Origin of the sequence: Kribbella sp. NPDC050470, from assembly GCF_044458365.1 — a bacterium.
In the GTDB taxonomy this organism is placed as follows: Bacteria; Actinomycetota; Actinomycetes; order Propionibacteriales; family Kribbellaceae; genus Kribbella.
Genome location: NZ_JBITHV010000002.1, coordinates 411,993 through 428,306, shown reverse-complemented (window position 1 = coordinate 428,306; position 16,314 = coordinate 411,993). Strand labels below are relative to the sequence as shown.

Annotated in this window: 17 protein-coding genes; 9 read left to right on the top strand and 8 right to left on the bottom strand. The window is 68.0% G+C overall.

From position 1 onward, the window contains the following. The first annotated feature begins 29 nt into the window (after positions 1-29). Positions 30-899, top strand: a complete 870-nt coding sequence (locus tag ACIBGM_RS06645) for an alpha/beta hydrolase (protein WP_360531335.1) — start codon at positions 30-32, stop codon at positions 897-899. A 61-nt stretch (positions 900-960) separates the two neighbouring features. Here ACIBGM_RS06645 and ACIBGM_RS06640 read toward each other — a convergent pair whose 3' ends face one another. From ACIBGM_RS06640 to ACIBGM_RS06615, 6 genes are all read right to left on the bottom strand, one after another. After that, entirely contained in the window at positions 961-1,203 is a 243-nt protein-coding gene (locus tag ACIBGM_RS06640) for an SUMF1/EgtB/PvdO family nonheme iron enzyme (RefSeq protein ID WP_396384915.1), read from the bottom strand. A 512-nt stretch (positions 1,204-1,715) separates the two neighbouring features. After that, the gene (locus ACIBGM_RS06635; RefSeq protein WP_360531332.1) at positions 1,716-2,123 is read right to left on the bottom strand and encodes a hypothetical protein; all 408 of its coding nucleotides are present in this window, start codon (positions 2,121-2,123) and stop codon (positions 1,716-1,718) included. Between the two features lie 15 nt (positions 2,124-2,138). After that, positions 2,139-2,834 carry a hypothetical protein gene (locus ACIBGM_RS06630; protein ID WP_360531329.1) on the bottom strand — a complete coding sequence of 232 codons (696 nt, stop codon included), beginning with the start codon at positions 2,832-2,834 and terminating at the stop codon, positions 2,139-2,141. 28 nt (positions 2,835-2,862) lie between these two features. Continuing rightward, a complete protein-coding gene (locus ACIBGM_RS06625; RefSeq protein WP_396384714.1) occupies positions 2,863-5,178 on the bottom strand; it encodes a MinD/ParA family protein in 2,316 nt (771 codons plus the stop codon). A gap of 55 nt (positions 5,179-5,233) precedes the next feature. Further along, on the bottom strand, positions 5,234-5,431 hold the full coding sequence (locus ACIBGM_RS06620) for a hypothetical protein (RefSeq protein WP_360531323.1): 198 nt from the start codon (positions 5,429-5,431) through the stop codon (positions 5,234-5,236). 70 nt (positions 5,432-5,501) lie between these two features. Further along, positions 5,502-5,693, bottom strand: coding sequence for a hypothetical protein (locus ACIBGM_RS06615; RefSeq protein WP_360531320.1), 192 nt, complete (start codon positions 5,691-5,693; stop codon positions 5,502-5,504). Positions 5,694-5,914: 221 nt separating this feature from the next. Here ACIBGM_RS06615 and ACIBGM_RS06610 point away from each other — a divergent pair, with 221 nt between their 5' ends. The 5 genes from ACIBGM_RS06610 to ACIBGM_RS06590 all read left to right on the top strand — a co-directional run bounded on the left by ACIBGM_RS06610 (position 5,915) and on the right by ACIBGM_RS06590 (position 11,299). After that, positions 5,915-6,130 (top strand): hypothetical protein, encoded by a 216-nt coding sequence (locus ACIBGM_RS06610; RefSeq protein ID WP_360531317.1) that lies wholly within the window; start codon positions 5,915-5,917, stop codon positions 6,128-6,130. Positions 6,131-6,296: 166 nt separating this feature from the next. Next, a complete protein-coding gene (locus tag ACIBGM_RS06605) occupies positions 6,297-7,064 on the top strand; it encodes a BTAD domain-containing putative transcriptional regulator (RefSeq protein WP_360531314.1) in 768 nt (255 codons plus the stop codon). Between the two features lie 133 nt (positions 7,065-7,197). Next, positions 7,198-10,074 (top strand): S8 family serine peptidase, encoded by a 2,877-nt coding sequence (locus ACIBGM_RS06600; protein ID WP_396384713.1) that lies wholly within the window; start codon positions 7,198-7,200, stop codon positions 10,072-10,074. Positions 10,075-10,361: 287 nt separating this feature from the next. Continuing rightward, complete coding sequence (locus tag ACIBGM_RS06595) at positions 10,362-11,051, top strand: hypothetical protein (RefSeq protein ID WP_360531308.1); 690 nt, start codon at positions 10,362-10,364, stop codon at positions 11,049-11,051. A 26-nt stretch (positions 11,052-11,077) separates the two neighbouring features. Next, entirely contained in the window at positions 11,078-11,299 is a 222-nt protein-coding gene (locus ACIBGM_RS06590) for a hypothetical protein (protein WP_396384712.1), read from the top strand. Between the two features lie 567 nt (positions 11,300-11,866). Here ACIBGM_RS06590 and ACIBGM_RS06585 read toward each other — a convergent pair. Together ACIBGM_RS06585 and ACIBGM_RS06580 are read right to left on the bottom strand one after the other, a co-directional pair. Then, complete coding sequence (locus ACIBGM_RS06585) at positions 11,867-12,469, bottom strand: TetR/AcrR family transcriptional regulator (RefSeq protein ID WP_396384711.1); 603 nt, start codon at positions 12,467-12,469, stop codon at positions 11,867-11,869. Further along, the gene (locus ACIBGM_RS06580) at positions 12,469-13,011 is read right to left on the bottom strand and encodes an alpha/beta fold hydrolase (protein ID WP_396384710.1); all 543 of its coding nucleotides are present in this window, start codon (positions 13,009-13,011) and stop codon (positions 12,469-12,471) included. Before ACIBGM_RS06580 ends, ACIBGM_RS06585 begins: the two co-directional genes overlap by 1 nt. A gap of 70 nt (positions 13,012-13,081) precedes the next feature. Between ACIBGM_RS06580 and ACIBGM_RS06575 the strand changes: the two genes are divergently transcribed. From ACIBGM_RS06575 to ACIBGM_RS06565, 3 genes are read left to right on the top strand one after another with little or no spacing between them, the layout of a single operon-like run. Next, positions 13,082-13,609 (top strand): PadR family transcriptional regulator, encoded by a 528-nt coding sequence (locus ACIBGM_RS06575; RefSeq protein WP_360531299.1) that lies wholly within the window; start codon positions 13,082-13,084, stop codon positions 13,607-13,609. Further along, positions 13,606-14,352 (top strand): ABC transporter ATP-binding protein, encoded by a 747-nt coding sequence (locus ACIBGM_RS06570; protein WP_396384709.1) that lies wholly within the window; start codon positions 13,606-13,608, stop codon positions 14,350-14,352. Before ACIBGM_RS06575 ends, ACIBGM_RS06570 begins: the two co-directional genes overlap by 4 nt. A 3-nt stretch (positions 14,353-14,355) precedes the next feature. Then, positions 14,356-16,242, top strand: coding sequence for an FtsX-like permease family protein (locus tag ACIBGM_RS06565; protein ID WP_396384708.1), 1,887 nt, complete (start codon positions 14,356-14,358; stop codon positions 16,240-16,242). Positions 16,243-16,314 lie beyond the last annotated feature (72 nt).

Here is a 16,314-nt window from a genome sequence, read left to right as displayed (position 1 = left end):
TTCACCGGTACCGACCCAAGGAGAGCATCATGAAGCTCCGAGCACCACGCCGTCTGCACGTGCTGGCGACAGCGCTGGCCGCAGGTCTCGTCGGGATCCTTCTGCTGACCGGATCCCTTCTGAACGCCACCGCATCCCCTAGCGCCCAGCAGACCAACTCCCAGCAGGCGCGCACCACAGCCCTACACTCCGCGGCGAAGCCCACCATCGTCTTCGTGCACGGCGCGTTCGCCGACTCCAGCGGCTGGAACGCAGTTGCCGGCCGCCTGCTCGAGGCCGGTTACCCCGTCCTCGCGTTCTCGAACCCACTGCGCGGACCTCGCGCCGACGGGGCGTATCTACGCGACTTCCTGGCCACCATCGAGGGCCCGGTCGTGCTGGTCGGCCACTCCTACGGAGGCGCCGTCATCACGAACGCCGCCACCGGCAACCCCAACGTCAAATCCCTCGTGTACGTCGCCGCCTACGCCCCAGACGAGGGAGAGAGCGTCGCCGCCGCCAACACGTTGGGCGGCGGGCACACCGAGGTTACCGACCACCTCGTACTCCGACCGTTCCCCGGAGCCGCCGAAGGAGACGCCGACGCCTACATCGACCCGGCCCACTTCCACCGGCTCTTCGCCCAGGACCTGCCACAGGCAACTACCCGATTCATGGCCGCCACTCAGCGGCCCGGCGCACTGGCCGCGCTTGTGACGCCCTCCGGAGCGCCGGCCTGGAAGACCATCCCCAGCTGGTACCTCGTCGCCAATCAGGACCGCATCATCCCACCCGAGGCCGAGCGGGCGATGGCCGCCCGGGCCGGCTCGACCGTCGTACAGATCAACAGCTCACACGTCGCGATGATGAGCCACCCCGACATCGTGGTGAAGCTCATCCGGGCCGCCGCCAGAGGCTGACCAGCGACCCCCGCCGGCCGACGCCCACAGGCGGCCCCGCTCGTGCGAGGCCGCCTGGCATCTATGACCTGAATGCGTCGGCCATCGTCTGCTCCGGGCCGTACCACCAGGAGCCGCCCGCGGCGAGCCGGTTGTCGCCCTGGGCGTCGGCCAGCCACTCCCAGACATTCCCACCCATGTCATAGAGTCCGTTCACCCCGGCCGGCGAGCTTCCGACCAGTGCCGCTACGGCTCGAAGGCTCGATCCCATCCTGGACAGCTGTTTCGACGACCCGGACCACACGGTGCAGCTGACCGGCACCATCCGCGTCGCGGGCATGACGGCGCGACCGGCGCCGGTCGAGGGCGCGACGTTGCACCTGGTGGGCGTGACTACGACCAGCCGATCAGAGACAGCGGTTGAGCCAGCGTCGCTCGAAGTCGCCGACCAGCTTGAGATTGCAGCAGGGACTTCGATCGTTCACTGACGGATTGTCAGGTCAGCAGGCGACGAACCCGCAGTACTCGAGAACGCCTGCTGTCCCCACGCCATCATTGCGTCGGCCGAGACGATCATCGATGACGTGGGGTACCGACGAGTCGGCTGGGCGGATGCCCTTATGGCCTCCACAGCGAACCCCGCCGAACCGACGCTTCTTGAACTCGACGCTGTACTTCAAGAAGGACACGGTCACGTCAGACCAGTCGAATGCATTCAAAGTCTCTTCGCGGGGAGCCGGAATCGCCTGACCACCGTGAAGTGCGCCCGTACGCCGACGGGTTGACCATGACCGTGCTGCCGATCGAACACGACTTCTGGCGCTCCTGCCGCCTCGACTACCCGGTGGCGTAGCTGATGGAGACGATGCCTGAGCTGGAGGTGATGCTTCCGCTGTTGACGCGTTTGCCGTTGACGGTGAAGACGACGGTGAGGTTGCCGTTGCCTTTGGTCTTTCGCAGCAGGATCCGGTAGTTGCCGCCTGAGTCCTTGACCGAGAGAGTGGCGCTCCCGCAGCCCTTCTTGGTGCCGCGGCCGATCTGGCCGGCCCAGCAGACGCTGTCGGCCGCGGTGATCTTGACGGTTGCGCGGGATGTCGATGTGGTGGTCGTGCCCGTGCTTTTGCCCTTGCTGGGACGGCTGTTCGGTGCGCTGCCTTGTTGGGTGGTTTCGATGGGTTCACAGCCGAGCAACGCGAGCGAGGCAAGTGCCGCAACCGCGATGGTGATCAGCCGGCGGAGAGGCATCGGCTCGACCTCCTGTCATCCGGTTTTGACGGTGAAGCTGGGTCGGATGGACGTCGGCTTCAGTTCGTTCTTGACGAGTGCCTGGATCTCCGGGAGACCGGGCTTTTCCTTGGCCGCGGAGAGGCGGGCGGCCTTTGAGCGGGACGCGGAGCGCAGGTCAGCCTCCAGTTGGGCGGCGAGCGCGGCGAGCTGTTCCCGGGCCTTGCGTGAGAGTGCCTGGTGCTTCTTCGTGACGACGACGAGTTGGACAGCGACAGCGGCTGAGGTGCAGCCGGAACACGAGGCGTTCACCGCCAGTGCGCGGTTTCGGATGGTCAGGTTCGTTCCCGGCCGCGTCACGACGATCTGGACGGAGACGCTGATCGCACTGCAACCACGGCAGCTCGACCAGGAGGTCGCCAGGTTGTCGGCCGTGCCCTTGCGTGCCTTGCCGACGTAGATGACCTGTACGGCGGTCGCCGTACCCGTGCACGAGTTGCAGGTTGCCGAGGCACTCGCCACGTTGTCGGCCTGCGCCCGCTTGCCGCGCGACCGTTCGAACATGGCGGTGCGGTCGGTGTCGGATGTGCCGGGCACGACCGGGTTGGCGGAGGCGACCAGATCGAAGTCCTGTCCCTTCCGGTGGTTGAGCAGGCTGGAACCGCCGGCCGCCGCCCCGAGGAGGAGGGATACGACCAGCACGGATGCTTCGATGCCTTGGCGGACTCTCATTGGGTCATGGCTCCTTCTCCAGCAGGGGTCATCGACTGCTCCAGCGCTCCATCGAGAAGCCACTGGCGACCTTCTCGGCCAGTTCCAGATATGCGTCGCGGGTGGAAGGCCGCAGGTCGTCGAGGCCGATCGCAGCGCCGGATTCCAGCGCGGGATCCCACGGGATGCGGACCGTTCCGGCGCAGCGGGCCTCGAAATGCTTCTCGATCTCGTCGAGTTGGAGCCAGCGCGGCCTGCCTCGCGTCGTGTTGATGACGGCGACGGCGGACTCGACGAGATCCGCGTGTCCGTGCTGGTCGAGCCAGTCCAGAGTGCCGGCGGCGACCCGGGCGCCGTCGAGCGCCGGCGGCATCACGACGACGATCTGGTCGGCCTCGCGGAGGATGCCCTGGATCGCGCTGTCCAGGATGCCGGTTCCGGTGTCGACGAGGATCAGGTTGTAGTGCTGGGTCAGGAGATCGATCACGACGCGGTAATCCCGGTCGCCCAATGCCTGGCTGATGGTCGGATCGTCGTCGGATGCGATCACCTCGAGCCGAGTCGGCGCCTGCGACGTGTATGCCCGCAGATCGGCGTACTTGGTGATGAGCTCGCGCTCGCCCAACAGACTGGTCACGGTGGCCGGCGACTCCCGCCGTACCCGGTAGATGAGAGAGCCGGCATCCGGGTTGGCGTCCAGCGCGACGACGCGATCGCCGCGGTGCTCCGCGAGGGTGTGGCCGAGCATCAGGGTCGTGGTGGTCTTCCCGGCACCGCCTTTGCGGCTCAGCGTGACCACTCGGCGCGGGCCATGCAGCGGCGTCCGGACGCGCGAGATTCGTTCCTGCTCGCGCTGCTCCGCAGCACTCGGACCGACGTTGACGCGGCCGTTCGTTGCGACGTACATGCCGTGGCGCCAGCCGTGCCGTGCCGGAGGTGTCCTGCGTCGGAGCATCTGCTCTTCGGTGAAGGCGGCGGCTCCGGGAGGCGCTGCCTCGGCGACCTGGGACTCGGCTGCCAGGTGGTCGATCATCGGGTCCTCCGCAGGCGGTGTGGGCTGCGGCGATTCGCCGGCCGAAGGCCGGGCACGCAGCGCGCTGGCGAGGTGGAGCAGTGACCTTCCCAGTACGAGGCCGATGCCGACGATGGGGAGAGTTATCCCGAGCAGCGACAGGGCAGTCAGCGTGGCGGCGCCGGGTTGGCCCGCGGCGATGAGTTCCCGCGTGCCCGTCCACAGCTCGGTCGCACGATCCCAGAAGTGGGCGAGGTAGCCGGGAGCGTTCCAGGCGATGGCTCCCAGGCCGATGATGAGAGTTGGCACGGTCACGAGCACCCAGGCTGTGACGACCACACGGGTGCGAAGCTTGAGCTGCGACGCGCTCCGGGCCTTCTGGCGGCTGGGGAGCAGACTCCGCATGATCGGCCGGACGTGCCCGAACAGGTTCGGTACGCCGGCCAGGTCCCCGAGGATGTAGTAGCCGTCGAAACGTACGACCGGCAACAGTTGCTGGAAGATCTCGAGGTGCGAGAGGGCGATGACCGCGAGCAGCGGCGCCCATCCGGTCCACAGGTAGGCCGCCGCGGCCGCGACGATGAAGACCGCGTTGAAGTACACGCCACCAAGGTCGGTCCGCAGTCGCCCGGCGCGGTTCAGTCGGTAGGCACTCGTCACATTCGTGTAGAAGGCCGGGATCCAGAGATAGAGGCCGACGCCGATCGGTCCGGGCTTCGCGCCGCCGTAGGTGCACCCGGCCGCGTGCCCGAACTCGTGGAACAGGGTCGCGGCGAGAAGAAGGACCAGTACGGCGAGGACCCCGGCCGGGTCGACGAGCGCGGCGAAGATGTCAGTCGTCGCCCGGTTGGCGACCAGCCACACGTCGAAGGCAGTCACGCCTGCGAGGACGGCAAGGATGACTGGCCGGTGGAAGAGGGGCGCGAAGATCCGGCCGATGATGCGGACCGCGGCAGTCGGCAGCAGGACGCCACGGATGCTCAGGGCGAGCAACGGATCTGCTCGCCGTTGTCCGACGGGTGCGCCGTTCCAGAGTGCGACCAGGCCGGATGGCGCGAGCTTGCTCTGGATCAGGGTGACCAGGTCCGCGGGATCGAGCCGCCGGCCGTACGCGCGGCTGACCCGGTCGGCGAGCAGATCGGTGGACGCGTGTCCGTCGGCGTAGTGGACGATGAGGTAGAGCAGCTTCGTGAGCAGCACCATCTGACGATCGGAACGCTCGACCAGATAGCGCTGGTCGCGGAACCCGGATCCCTCGTACAGTCCGAGCATCCGCAGGCCGGCGGCACGACTTGGCCTGGGCCCGCCGTTGACGGGTCCTACCGTCGTACTGTCCACCAACTCGTTCGTCACAGTGCCCCTCGACCAGTGCGGGGGGCGAGACGCCCCCCGCCCGTCCCCGGTGTGGCTAGTGCTGGTAGGCGCCGATGTTCTGCAGCGCGGCTGCGGCTGCCGTCGAGCCGATCGTGCCTGCGTTCACCGCGATCGCGATGTTGACGGCGGTGATGTTGGTGATGTTCACCAGCGCCAGCGCCTCCCTCGCAGGCAGCAGATCGGCCGACTGGCCGGCGACCTCCGTCGGGGAGATCGTGCGGAGATCCGTCATCGATCCCATCCTTTCCTCGAGTGCGTGGGCGGCCCTCACGACCGCCCACACACCTGGCCCCGTCGATCGGCTAGTGCTGGTTCACGTAGATCGACTGCAGCGCCACTGCCTTGGCCGCGGAGTAGTGCGATGCCGCGTTCAGCGCGACAGCCGTGTTCGACGCGTAGATGTTCGCCCAGTTGAACGAACCCAGCGCCTCTCGCTCCGGGAGAACCTGGACCTCTTCCAGGTCGAGCTCGACATGCGTCAGCAACTTGTTCATGAGTCACCCCCTCCGTCCAGATCGGTACTCACAGCAAGTGCAGACCCCGGCACGTACTCACTGCGTTGTCACAGCGTTGTCAACGCGTTGTCACAGCGTCATCAGGAATCGTCGCTCGACGTGACCGCAAACTTCGAGGATCGTTTTCCTCATCGTGGGTCTTCCAGCCGGTGTCTTACGGGGCGAGCCGGCGGTCAGGCGGCTCGCGGGGGAGATGGATCATGACTGATGACGCGCGCTCCGAGGCTGCAGCCCTGGTGATCCGGGTGTGGCGGGAGACTGCGGAACGTTCCGGTATCAGGGCTCGGATCACACGCCGGCCCGACCTTGCCGATGAGCGACAGACGACCATGGTGGTGGCCTCACCGGAAGAGGTCTACCGCGAGGTCCGCGTTTGGCTCGAGCATTTTCTGGAGCAATCGAGTCGCGATAGTTAGTGGCCGAACATGTTGACAAAGCGGCATTTCCTGACCAATGGTGCAAAGCAGTGGTGGCATCATGTGTCTCGGCAGTCACAGACAGCGGAGGGCACTGGCGAGCAGAGCGGATGTGGGGCATCGCTCGCTCTGGCGCACGTGTTCTCGACCGAGGGGGAGTCCAGGCATGCGGGCATTCACCGGTTTCGACGTACGGCTGCAACTTCTCGGCGACTGGTTCCTGACGACCGGGCAGGCCAAGCCGATCACCTTGCCTGCCGGCCCCCAACACCTGATTGCATTGCTGGCGTTGCATGGCCGGTGTGCCAGGACTCAAGCGGCCGCCACACTGTGGCCGGATTGCACGGATGACGTGGCTGCAGCGCGTCTACGCGCCGTACTTTGGAGATTGCGTCACCGCCATGCCGGCGTACCGCCATTGCTCGAGATCGGCGAGACCTCCCTCGCACTTGCGCAGGAGATTGGCGTGGACACCGATCGCCTGCGGGTCAGCGCCGAACTGCTCATCCAAGACCCCGACCGCAGCGACGACGCCGTCGAGGAGGCCGCAGCCGTCATCCTGCACTCCGCCGAACTGCTGCCTGGCTGGTACGACGATTGGGTGCTCGCCGCTCGCGAACGGATGCAGCACCTGCGCCTCGGTGCATTGGACTCCCTTGCTCGGCGACTACGGCGTCAAGGACGCGGTCACGAGGCGCTCCAGGCCGCCCGAGCCGCGATCAGCATCGAGCCGTTGCACGAGAGCGCGCACCGCGCCATCGTCCGAACCCACCTCGACAACGGTGACCTCGTCGAGGCCGTGAGGCACTACGAGCAGTTCCGCGCGATGCTCGACCGCGAACTCGGCCTCCCACCCAGCGCCCTGTTCCGCGAACTGCTCCACCCCTACCTCGCCGCCGTCGTCGCACCCCCCAAACTCGCCAAAACGCGCTGAGGGCTCGTCCGTCTCCAAACTGGCGATAGGGCGCGCAGTACGAGATCGATGTCGGTGACGCCGGCCCGGGCGAGTTTGCTGGGGACGTCTGGCATACTCCGGGCGACTGTCACTTTGAGCCCTGGGGGGCATTGTGCCTTTTCGTCCTGCTCACCTGCTGCGCCTTGGCCTGCCGACGGCGCTGGTTGCCGGGTCGCTGGTCGCTCTGACCGGTTCTTCCGGTTCGGCGGCTGAGCCTGGGCCTTACCGTCCGGCGTTCACGGCGCGGCACAACACCGCGAAGCCGGAGTTCGAGCCGAACGCGGTCATGGTGAAGTTCAAGAGCAAGGCCACGGCGTCGGCTCGCAGGGCTGCGGCGTCCAAGCTCGGTGCCACGGAAGAGGAGCAAGCAGGCTCGAGGGTCGTCAAGCTCAAGGGCAAGCTCTCCGCACCCGAACTGCTCAAGAAGGCCAAGGCAGACCCTGCGGTCGAGTTGGCTTCGCTGAGCTACCGCCGTCGGGTCTCGGCGGTGCCGAATGACCCGTTCTACCCGGTGGTGAGCGGTGTGGGTCAGGCGGCGTACCTGAACACCGTTCGCGTTCCGCAGGCCTGGGACGTGTCCAAGTCGACCGGCAGTCAGGTCGTCGCGGTTCTCGACACCGGGGTGGATGCCGGGCATCCGGACCTGGTCGGTCGCCTGGTTCCGGGCTACAACGCGGTCTCGAGCACTCGACCGAACCCGGTGGACGACAATGGCCATGGCACGATGACGCTCGGCATCATCGCCGCGAGCGCGAACAACGGCATCGGCGTGGCCGGCGTCGGCTGGAGTGCGAAGGCGATGCCGGTGAAGGTTGCCGGCGCCGACGGTGTGGCTGATGACATCAACATCGTCGAGGGCATCGATTGGGCGGTGGCGAACGGCGCCAAGGTCCTCAACATGTCGTTCGGCAATCCGGGCGACAACCCGGTGCTGCATGATGCGATCAAGCGTGCGGTCGCCAAGGGCGTTGTCGTGGTGGCGGCTGCGGGGAACGACGGCAGTGCCGTGCTGCAGTACCCCGCCGCGTATCCGGAGGTCATCGCGGTCGCGGCGACGAACGCCGGCGGAGTTCTGACCGACTTCAGCTCGTACGGCGACTGGGTCGACCTCGCCGCGCCGGGCTGGGATGTCCTGAGCACGGGCGTTCGCAGTATGAGCGAGGCGGTGCCGTACTGGTTCTGCAGCGGTACGTCGTGCTCGGCGCCGATCGTCGCCGGCGTGGCGGCGCTGGTGAAGAACAAGTGGCCGACGTACACGCCGGCGCAGATCGAGAGCAGGCTCGAGACGCTTGCCCGGGACGCGGGCCCACGGGGCACCGACCCGTACTACGGTGCCGGCATCCTGGACGCGTACGCCGCCCTCGGTGGGCGGTGGGCCCCGGACTTCCCGACCAACTCGATCGACCTCAACGACCAGCCGGAGCGGGCCATCCCGCTGTCGAGCGAGATCACTACGACGATCAGCACCGAAGGCGAAATCGACTGGTACGAGGTGACGTCCACGGCCGCCCGCACCATCCGGGTATCGCTGACCGGTCCCGAGTTCAACGGCGACAAGTACGCGGTGAACTTCGGCCCGCGGATCGACATCCACGGCGCCGACCTGAAGTCGCTGACCTACGCCGCGGCGCCGTTCCCGACGGAGCTGGACCCGGACACGGGCGGCCCCCTGTGGGGGCCGTTGACGGCCGCCACCAATGTCAACGTGGCCGCGGGCAGCACCTACATCGCGGTCCGCAACTCCAATGGCTCGCGCGACACCCGCCCGTACACGCTGACCATCGAGGAGGGCGGCGCGGGTGGTTCCGGCTCCGGCGCGGACTATCCCGTCCGGGACGTGATGCCGCCCGATCTGGCGAGCGGCCAGGCGCTGGACACTCGTCCGGTGGTGACGTTCGCGCGGGAGGTCGTCGCGGACAGCGTGACCGCCGGCCGCGTCCGGTTGGTGCACGGCCGGACCGGTACGACGGTGGGCGGCGCGGTCGCGTACGACGCGGCGACCAAGCAGGCCGTCATCACGCCGACCACGCCGCTGCTCGACAACACGCCGTACCGGATCGTCGTGAGTGGTGTCCAGGAGGCGGGCGGTACGGCGCTGGCGCCGTTCAGCAGCGTGTTCTCGACCGTGGACATGGCACCAGCGAAGCCGGAGTTCGACGCCACCGGTGCCTACCTGGCCGCGAATCTGACCTGGAAGATCCCGGCCCTGCCCGACTTCGACCAGGTGATCGTCCGGCGGAACTCCGGCAGCCAGGTGCCGACGCTGACGACCGGCGCGCTGGTCTACTCGGGTACGGCGTCCTCGGTGAAGAACACCGGGCTCGCGCAAGGCGTGACGTACACCTATGCCGCCTGGATCAAGGACCGGGGCGGGAAGGTCAGCCCGGTCGCCGTCACGCAACTGCTCGGGATGAGGACGACGATCAGCACGACCGCGGCGCTCGTGAACTACGGCGGCACGATCACCGTGCGCGGGAGCACGTTGCGGGTCGACAACAAGGCGTACACCGGACTGCCGGTCAACCTGTACGTGCGGCCTGCGAACTCGTCGACGTTCAAGCTGCTGGCGGCATTGAAGACCAGCTCGACCGGCGCGGTCGCGTACGCCTACAAGCCACTGGTGTCGTCGGTGTTCATGATGACCTTCCCCGGCAATGGTGACCTGATGGGGACCCGCAGCCCGGACCTGACGGTGCAGGTCGCGCCGACGATCTCGGCGGCCCTGTCACCGGCAACGATCCGGTTGGGGCAGGTGACGAAGTTCAGCGGCTATGTCGCGCCGGCGCACTACGGCAAGCCGGTGTATCTGCAGCAGTACTCGAACAAGGTCTGGAAGTCGATCGCGTCGGTGAAGCTGAGCAGCTCGGGCGCCTACGCGTTCGGCATCAAGCCGGCCATCCGCGGCCAGATCGCCTACCGCGTGTGGTTCCCGGCCGACGGCGACCACGCGCAAGCCTTCACCGTGAACAAGATCCTGACCGTCAGCTGATTCACAGCCGCTGATCGACAGAGCCGGCACGCGCCCCGGAGTGACCGGGGCGCGTGCCGTGCTGTGCCGCCGGGACTGCAACAAACTGCAATCCGGGCCGCAAAGGCTTGCCTTACCAGCTGGCACATCTGTAGGGTGCGCGCCCGCTGCGTGATCGGCGGATCGTCAACCAGGGCAGGCGATGGAACGTTCTAAGCGAACTTGCGCAAAGTGGTCTCCATGCCTCAAAGTTCCTCCCTGTGGGGGCAACCTTGAAGAGACTGAAACCAAACCGACGGCAAGTCTTGATGGCTGGGGCGGCTGCTGCTGTCGCGACCGTCGCCGCCGCCGAAAACTCATCCGCCGCCGACCTCTACGGGTCCGGCATGCTCGGCGACTGGACCATCCTCAGCCGGGCGATCTCGAGCACGGCCACGATCGCCTACGTCCGTGATCACGACGGTGTGTACATGTTCGGTGACAGCATCGCGGTCCAGGACGGCAAGGCGTTGGCGACCAAGCTGATGAGCCGGACCGGAAGCAGTCTCGCGGTGCACAACTGGTCGGGCCGGCCGACAGCGCCTGCCGTCGACGCCCTCGAGAACTGGGCGGTCAAGTACGGCCTGCCGCGGCGGATCCTGATGGCCACCGGCACCAACGACATCTTCAACCCGCCGGTCTTCGCCGCGCAGGTGGATCGCGCCATGAAGATCGCCGGCCCCAACCGCACCGTGGTCTGGGTCAACACCCAGATCTCCCGGACCGCGAAGAGCGCGGCGATCCAGGTCGCCGACCAGCGCAACAGCGCCTGGATCAACTCCCAGATCCACGACGCCGACAAGAAGTACCCGAACCTGCGCATCGTCCGCTGGGCCGAGTTCCTCGCCGCGAAGCCGTCCCTTCTCACCCAATGCCTCCGCGAAGGCGTCCACACCACCGTCCCCTACGGCCAAGACGCCCGCAACGAACTCATGGTCCAAGCCCTCACCGCAGACTAGACCCGTCGCGAACGGGCTGGACATGGGTGAGGATCTGGAAGAACAGCGGACCGTTGATGCGTGTCGGCATCATTCTTGTTCTGGTTCTTGGCTTGATCGGCGTCGCTCAGGCCACGTTTCCCGACAGCGGTCCGAGCTGGCCGCGGATCGCGATCGTAGCGGCGACGGTGGCTTCGATGCTTGTTGTGGGAATCAGAGATTGGTTGCGCGCTCGGAGTCGAACACTGGATGGAAAGGACGAGAACTGAACGCTACTGCTCTGCCCCTCCGGGATCCCCTACTTCGCGACGAGTTTCTTGGCCTTCTTACCTGCGAGTTGTGAGCGGCTCACCCGCGTGAGCTGCGGGCGGTGTCGCCCAGCTGGTCGAGCGCTTCCCTCGGATGAAACTCGCGGTCGACGTCGATGCGGTGGAGTTGCGGCGTGACACCTGACCGGAGGGCCGCCGAAGATGTCGTTGCAGTGGCAGTCGGAGTCGCCGCAGGAAGTCGGCGGTGAGGCTCGAGGAGTATCCGAGTCGGCCACCCGCACATGCAAACCGGAACGACCCGAACTGATAAGTCGGTGACGACCGCGACGCCCTCTCGCGCGCAGTACTCAGACGTCTGTGACCACCACCGGCCAAACTGTCGCTGATCGACTATGCAACGTCGATGCAGGGACGTTCGATCGTCGAGCGTGCCCTGGTTACGGCGACGAATCTGCGCGGGCCCCTGATTGGTAGCGGAGTTCGATGGCGCGCGCTGCACAAGCAGCATCGCCGTGGCCGCACCGGCGACACTGGAACCGACCACGATGACGTCGTACGACGGGCCGGTCATTGGCGCTCCTTGCGAAGTCCGGAAAGCAGGCTGAGTAGGGCGTCTTCAGCAGTGGATCGCGCAGCTGCACGATCGTCACCCGTCGCGATCAGCAGAGCCGCCTCGATCGTGGCGCTCAGCAACAGTCGAGCCGCGACGTCCACCGGTTGCTGAGAGATGACGCCGTCGAGCCGGGCACGTTCGAGGCCGGCGATGATGAGACCGAGGCCGTGATCCGCCTCGATCTCCCGCCAGGCGGTCCAACCCAGGACGGCGGGCGCGTCGGTCAGCGCGATCTGAATCAGCTCGGGGTCTTCGCAGGCGTCGAGGAAGGCTCTCATGCCGTCGGTCAGTGCGCTCCAGGCGTCCTGCGGATCGGTGATCTCGGCGAGGATGCGAGCGGTGAGCTCGCCCTCGAGCTGCTCGAGCACCGCCCGGAAGAGCTCCGGCTTGCCGCCGAAATGGTGACGGAGCGCGCCGCGCGTCAGCCCGGCGGCGCCGACGATCTCCTCGGCCGAGACGTCCCCGTAGCCGCGCTCGGCGAACAGCGGCCGTGCTGCCGAGATCAGGGCGGTACGGGTGGCTCGCGAACGGTCCTCCTGACGGCGGCGCTCGACCATCAAGTCACCCTGCCGGATCGAGTGAAGTCGATGACGAGGTCGGCGAGCACCGTGGGTTGGTCTTCGGGGATGAACGTGTAGCTGTCCGGCACCAGTCGCAGCTCGGCGTCGGGCAGCAGCCTCTCGAGACGGCGCGCGAGCGAGACGGGGAACAGCCGATCCTCCTGCGCCCACACCAGCAAGACCGGACGCCGGTACGTCGGAAACGCCTTGGCGGCGGCGAGGGTGTGCCGGCGATGTACGCCACGCAGGAATCGGCGCAGATCGCGTCGCACACCGCGGTCTGTCCGCGCCGGCCCGAGATAGGAGTCGGTGATCTCCTGGGGAATCGGTCGCTTGGCGACCCAACCGAGGGCCATCGGCAGTCGGTGCAGCGCCCGCAGGCGCAGAGCCTGAGCCAGCGGCCACATCGAGCCCGGTACGCGCGCCAACGCCGTCAGCGGTCGGAACAGGGGCGGGAAGAAACGCTCGAAGCTGTCGCATGACGTCAGCACGACCCGCGTGACCCGCTCCGGCCGCCGCGCCATCAGGATCTGCACCAAGGCGCCTCGCTGGGCTTGACGGGGGTGGGGGCTAACCGTTAGATATAGCTAACGGTTAGAGGGGGTGCTCATGCAGCAGGAAGTGGTGCTGGCGATGCTGGCGAAGGAGCCTTCGCACGGCTATCAGCTGCGGGCGCGGCTCCGCGAGGCGCTCGGCCCGCTCGGGGACGCGATGAACGCCGGCCACATCTACGTCACGCTGACCCGGCTGGAGAAGGCGGGACTGGTGGCGGGCGATCCACCGACGACCGCGAGGGACCGATCGGATCGCAAGACCTACGGGCTGACCCCGGCCGGTCAGGAGCGGGTCGCCGAGTGGCTGGCGGAGGTCAGCTGGCCCAAGCCCGACCTGGCCGAGTTCCATCTCAAGCTGATCGCGGCAGCCGCGGCCGGGTTGGCGGATCCGCTCACGATCGTGGACACGCAGCGCCGCGAGTTGCTGCGCCGATTGCGCGACGCCCAGCGCGCCGCGATGGCCGAGCCCGACGGCTCGGATGCCGCACTCCTGTTGGAGGGCATCGTTCTCCGGCTGCAGGCGGACCTGCGCTGGCTGGAGGCATGCGAACAAAGCTGGACCGGCCGAGGGAGCAGATCATGAGCGACACTGCCATGACTGCCGTGCTGCGGGCCCGCGGGCTGCGCAAGGAGTACGGCACGGGAGAGGGGCTGGTCCGCGCCGTAGACGGGGTCGACCTCGAGGTCGTCGCCGGCGAGACGGTGGCGGTGATGGGGCCGAGCGGCTGCGGCAAGTCCACGCTGTTGCATCTGCTGGGCGGCCTGGACCGGCCGTCGAGCGGGGAGTTGTGGCTGGGCGACCGGCGCATCGACAAAATCGGGGAGCGGGCGCTGGCCCGGGTACGGCGCACCGACGTCGGGATCGTGTTCCAGGCCTTCCACCTGATGGACGAGCTGACCGCGGTGGAGAACGTCGAGCTGCCGGCGCTGCTGGCCGGACGCTCCCCGTCGACGGCGCGACGTCAGGCGGCGAGCCTGCTGGACCGGGTCGGGCTCGCCGACCGGTCAGGTTTCCTGCCCTCGGCGCTCTCCGGTGGCCAGCGTCAGCGGGTCGCGATCGCCCGGGCATTGAGCAACGAGCCGCTGATCGTGTTCGCCGACGAGCCCACCGGCAACCTCGACAGTGCCGCCACCGTGGACGTGCTGCGGCTGTTCGACAGCCTGCGCGAGGCTGGACAGACGCTGGTCATGGTCACCCACGACGCGCGGATCGCGGCGACCGCCGATCGGCTGATCTCCATGCGCGACGGCGCGTTCGTCGACGAGACACGGCTGACCGGCGGCAGTACAGGCCAGCTCGGCGCCCTGGTCGGGCTGGAGGGCTGAGCCGTGGGCCGGCTCCTGCTCGTCGGTCGCCTCGCCGTCCGCAACGTGCGGCGGCGTCCAGCCGAAGCAGCGCTGCTGGTGCTGGCGATCATGGCGGCCACGGCCGTGCTGACGCTGGGACTGGTCCTGCACGGCGTGACCGAAAACCCGTACCAGCGCACCCGCGAGGCGACGGCCGGTGCCGACGTCGTCGCGAGCGTCGGCCCACTCGAGGTCGCGCCGGGCCGTGCACTGCCGGTCGATCGGGCCGAACTGGACGCGCTGACCAATGTGCCAGGCGTTGTCGACCACAGCGGGCCGTACCCGGCGACCACGACCAAGCTCGAGGCCAACGGCGTCCGCAGTGCGGTGTGGGCAGTGGGGCGCGACACCGCGGAGGTCTCGGTCGACCAGCCCAAGCTGACCGAGGGCAGCTGGGTGCGAGACGGCGGGGTGGTGATCGAGGCCGCCTTCGCTGACGCGCTCGACGTCGGCGTCGGGGACGAGGTCACCTTGAACGGCCGCTCGTTCAAGGTCGTCGGCGTGGCGGTCACCGCGGTGGCGCCGTACACCCACCTGTGCTTCGGCCATCCGGTGTGCTCGTTCTTCTACGGCTCGCCACCGGATTGGGTGCGTCAAGGCCCGCCGGCGGAGCGGCCGGACGGCCGAACCATGACCGCCGATTACGCGCCGCCGCCGGACGACGCGGGCCTGGTTTGGCTGACCCGAACCGACGCGAGCGGACTCGCCCCTGCAGCGGCCCTGTCCTACGTCATGAACTTGAGGCTTGCCGACCCGGCCGATGCTCCGGGCTTCGTCGCCGAGCACTCCCCAACGAGCTGGGACGCGCTCTTCCTGGCGTCATGGCAGGACATCCGCGACACGTACGGCGAATTCGTGCGGGGAGCGCAGCAGGCCCTGGTGACGTTCAGCTCACTGCTCACCCTGCTCGCCATGGCCAGCGTCGCGGTCCTCGTCGGTGGCCGGATGGCCGACCAGACCCGACGTGTCGGGCTGCTCAAGGCGGTAGGCGGAACCCCCGGCCTCGTTGCCGTCGTGCTGCTCGCCGAGTACGTTGCGCTGGCTGTGCTCGCCGCGGCCGCAGGGCTCACCGTCGGATGGCTGGCCGCTCCGTTGCTCAGCGACCCCGGGGCAGGCCTCCTCGGCAGCGCCGGTGCGCCGTCGCTGACCCTGTCGACGGTCGGCGTGGTCACGGGTGTGGCCCTCGGAGTGGCGATGGCCGCGAGCTTCGTTTCTGCAGTCCGCGCCGCTCGCAGCAGCACCGTCCAAGCCTTGACCGACTCCGCCCGTCGACCCCGGCGAACGCGCTGGCTGATCGCGCTCTCGACGCAGCTGCCCGCCCCGCTGCTCCTCGGCGTGCGGGTGATCGCGCGACGGCCGCGCCGCGTCCTGCTGGGCGTTGCCAGTATCGCCGTCACGGTCAGCGGGATCGTCGTCGTGCTGGCGGGCCGGGCCGCGATGGCTTCCGACTGGGAAGGGCCCTCCAGTCTGGACCCCGAAGCCGGCCGGGCGAACCAGGTGCTGTTGGTACTCACGGTCGTGCTGGTCGGCATGGCGGCCGTCAACGCCATCGTCATCACGTGGGCAGCCGCGCTCGACGCCAAGCACGCCTCGGCACTGGCCCGCGCCCTCGGCGCGACCCCCGGGCAGGTCAGCGCGGGACTCTCGGCGGCGCAGGTGCTTCCTGCTCTCGTCGGCGCTGTCCTGGGCATCGCGGGAGGGCTCGCACTCTGGGCCGCGGTGAGCAACGACGAGGCGAACCCGACGTACTGGCAACTGCTCACCGTCGTAGCGGGAACCGTACTCGCGGTAGCGGCGCTCACGACCATCCCGGCCCACATCGGCGCTCGCCGTCCGACAGCGGAGATCCTGCAAGCCGAAGTCCCCTGATGCTCAGGGATGACACCCGCGAACGACCACAAAATGGTGGCGCTCGCGGGTGTCACAGCGGGGGTAGCCGTC

Coding starts and splice junctions, on each gene's coding strand:
- ACIBGM_RS06645 (WP_360531335.1), top strand. CDS start 30: ATGAAGCTCCGAGCACCACGCCGTCTGCACGTGCTGGCGACAGCGCTG.
- ACIBGM_RS06610 (WP_360531317.1), top strand. CDS start 5,915: ATGACTGATGACGCGCGCTCCGAGGCTGCAGCCCTGGTGATCCGGGTG.
- ACIBGM_RS06595 (WP_360531308.1), top strand. CDS start 10,362: ATGGCTGGGGCGGCTGCTGCTGTCGCGACCGTCGCCGCCGCCGAAAAC.
- ACIBGM_RS06635 (WP_360531332.1), bottom strand. CDS start 2,123: ATGCCTCTCCGCCGGCTGATCACCATCGCGGTTGCGGCACTTGCCTCG.
- ACIBGM_RS06585 (WP_396384711.1), bottom strand. CDS start 12,469: ATGGTCGAGCGCCGCCGTCAGGAGGACCGTTCGCGAGCCACCCGTACC.
- ACIBGM_RS06640 (WP_396384915.1), bottom strand. CDS start 1,203: ATGGTGCCGGTCAGCTGCACCGTGTGGTCCGGGTCGTCGAAACAGCTG.
- ACIBGM_RS06570 (WP_396384709.1), top strand. CDS start 13,606: ATGAGCGACACTGCCATGACTGCCGTGCTGCGGGCCCGCGGGCTGCGC.
- ACIBGM_RS06575 (WP_360531299.1), top strand. CDS start 13,082: ATGCAGCAGGAAGTGGTGCTGGCGATGCTGGCGAAGGAGCCTTCGCAC.
- ACIBGM_RS06615 (WP_360531320.1), bottom strand. CDS start 5,693: ATGAACAAGTTGCTGACGCATGTCGAGCTCGACCTGGAAGAGGTCCAG.
- ACIBGM_RS06620 (WP_360531323.1), bottom strand. CDS start 5,431: ATGACGGATCTCCGCACGATCTCCCCGACGGAGGTCGCCGGCCAGTCG.
- ACIBGM_RS06605 (WP_360531314.1), top strand. CDS start 6,297: ATGCGGGCATTCACCGGTTTCGACGTACGGCTGCAACTTCTCGGCGAC.
- ACIBGM_RS06630 (WP_360531329.1), bottom strand. CDS start 2,834: ATGAGAGTCCGCCAAGGCATCGAAGCATCCGTGCTGGTCGTATCCCTC.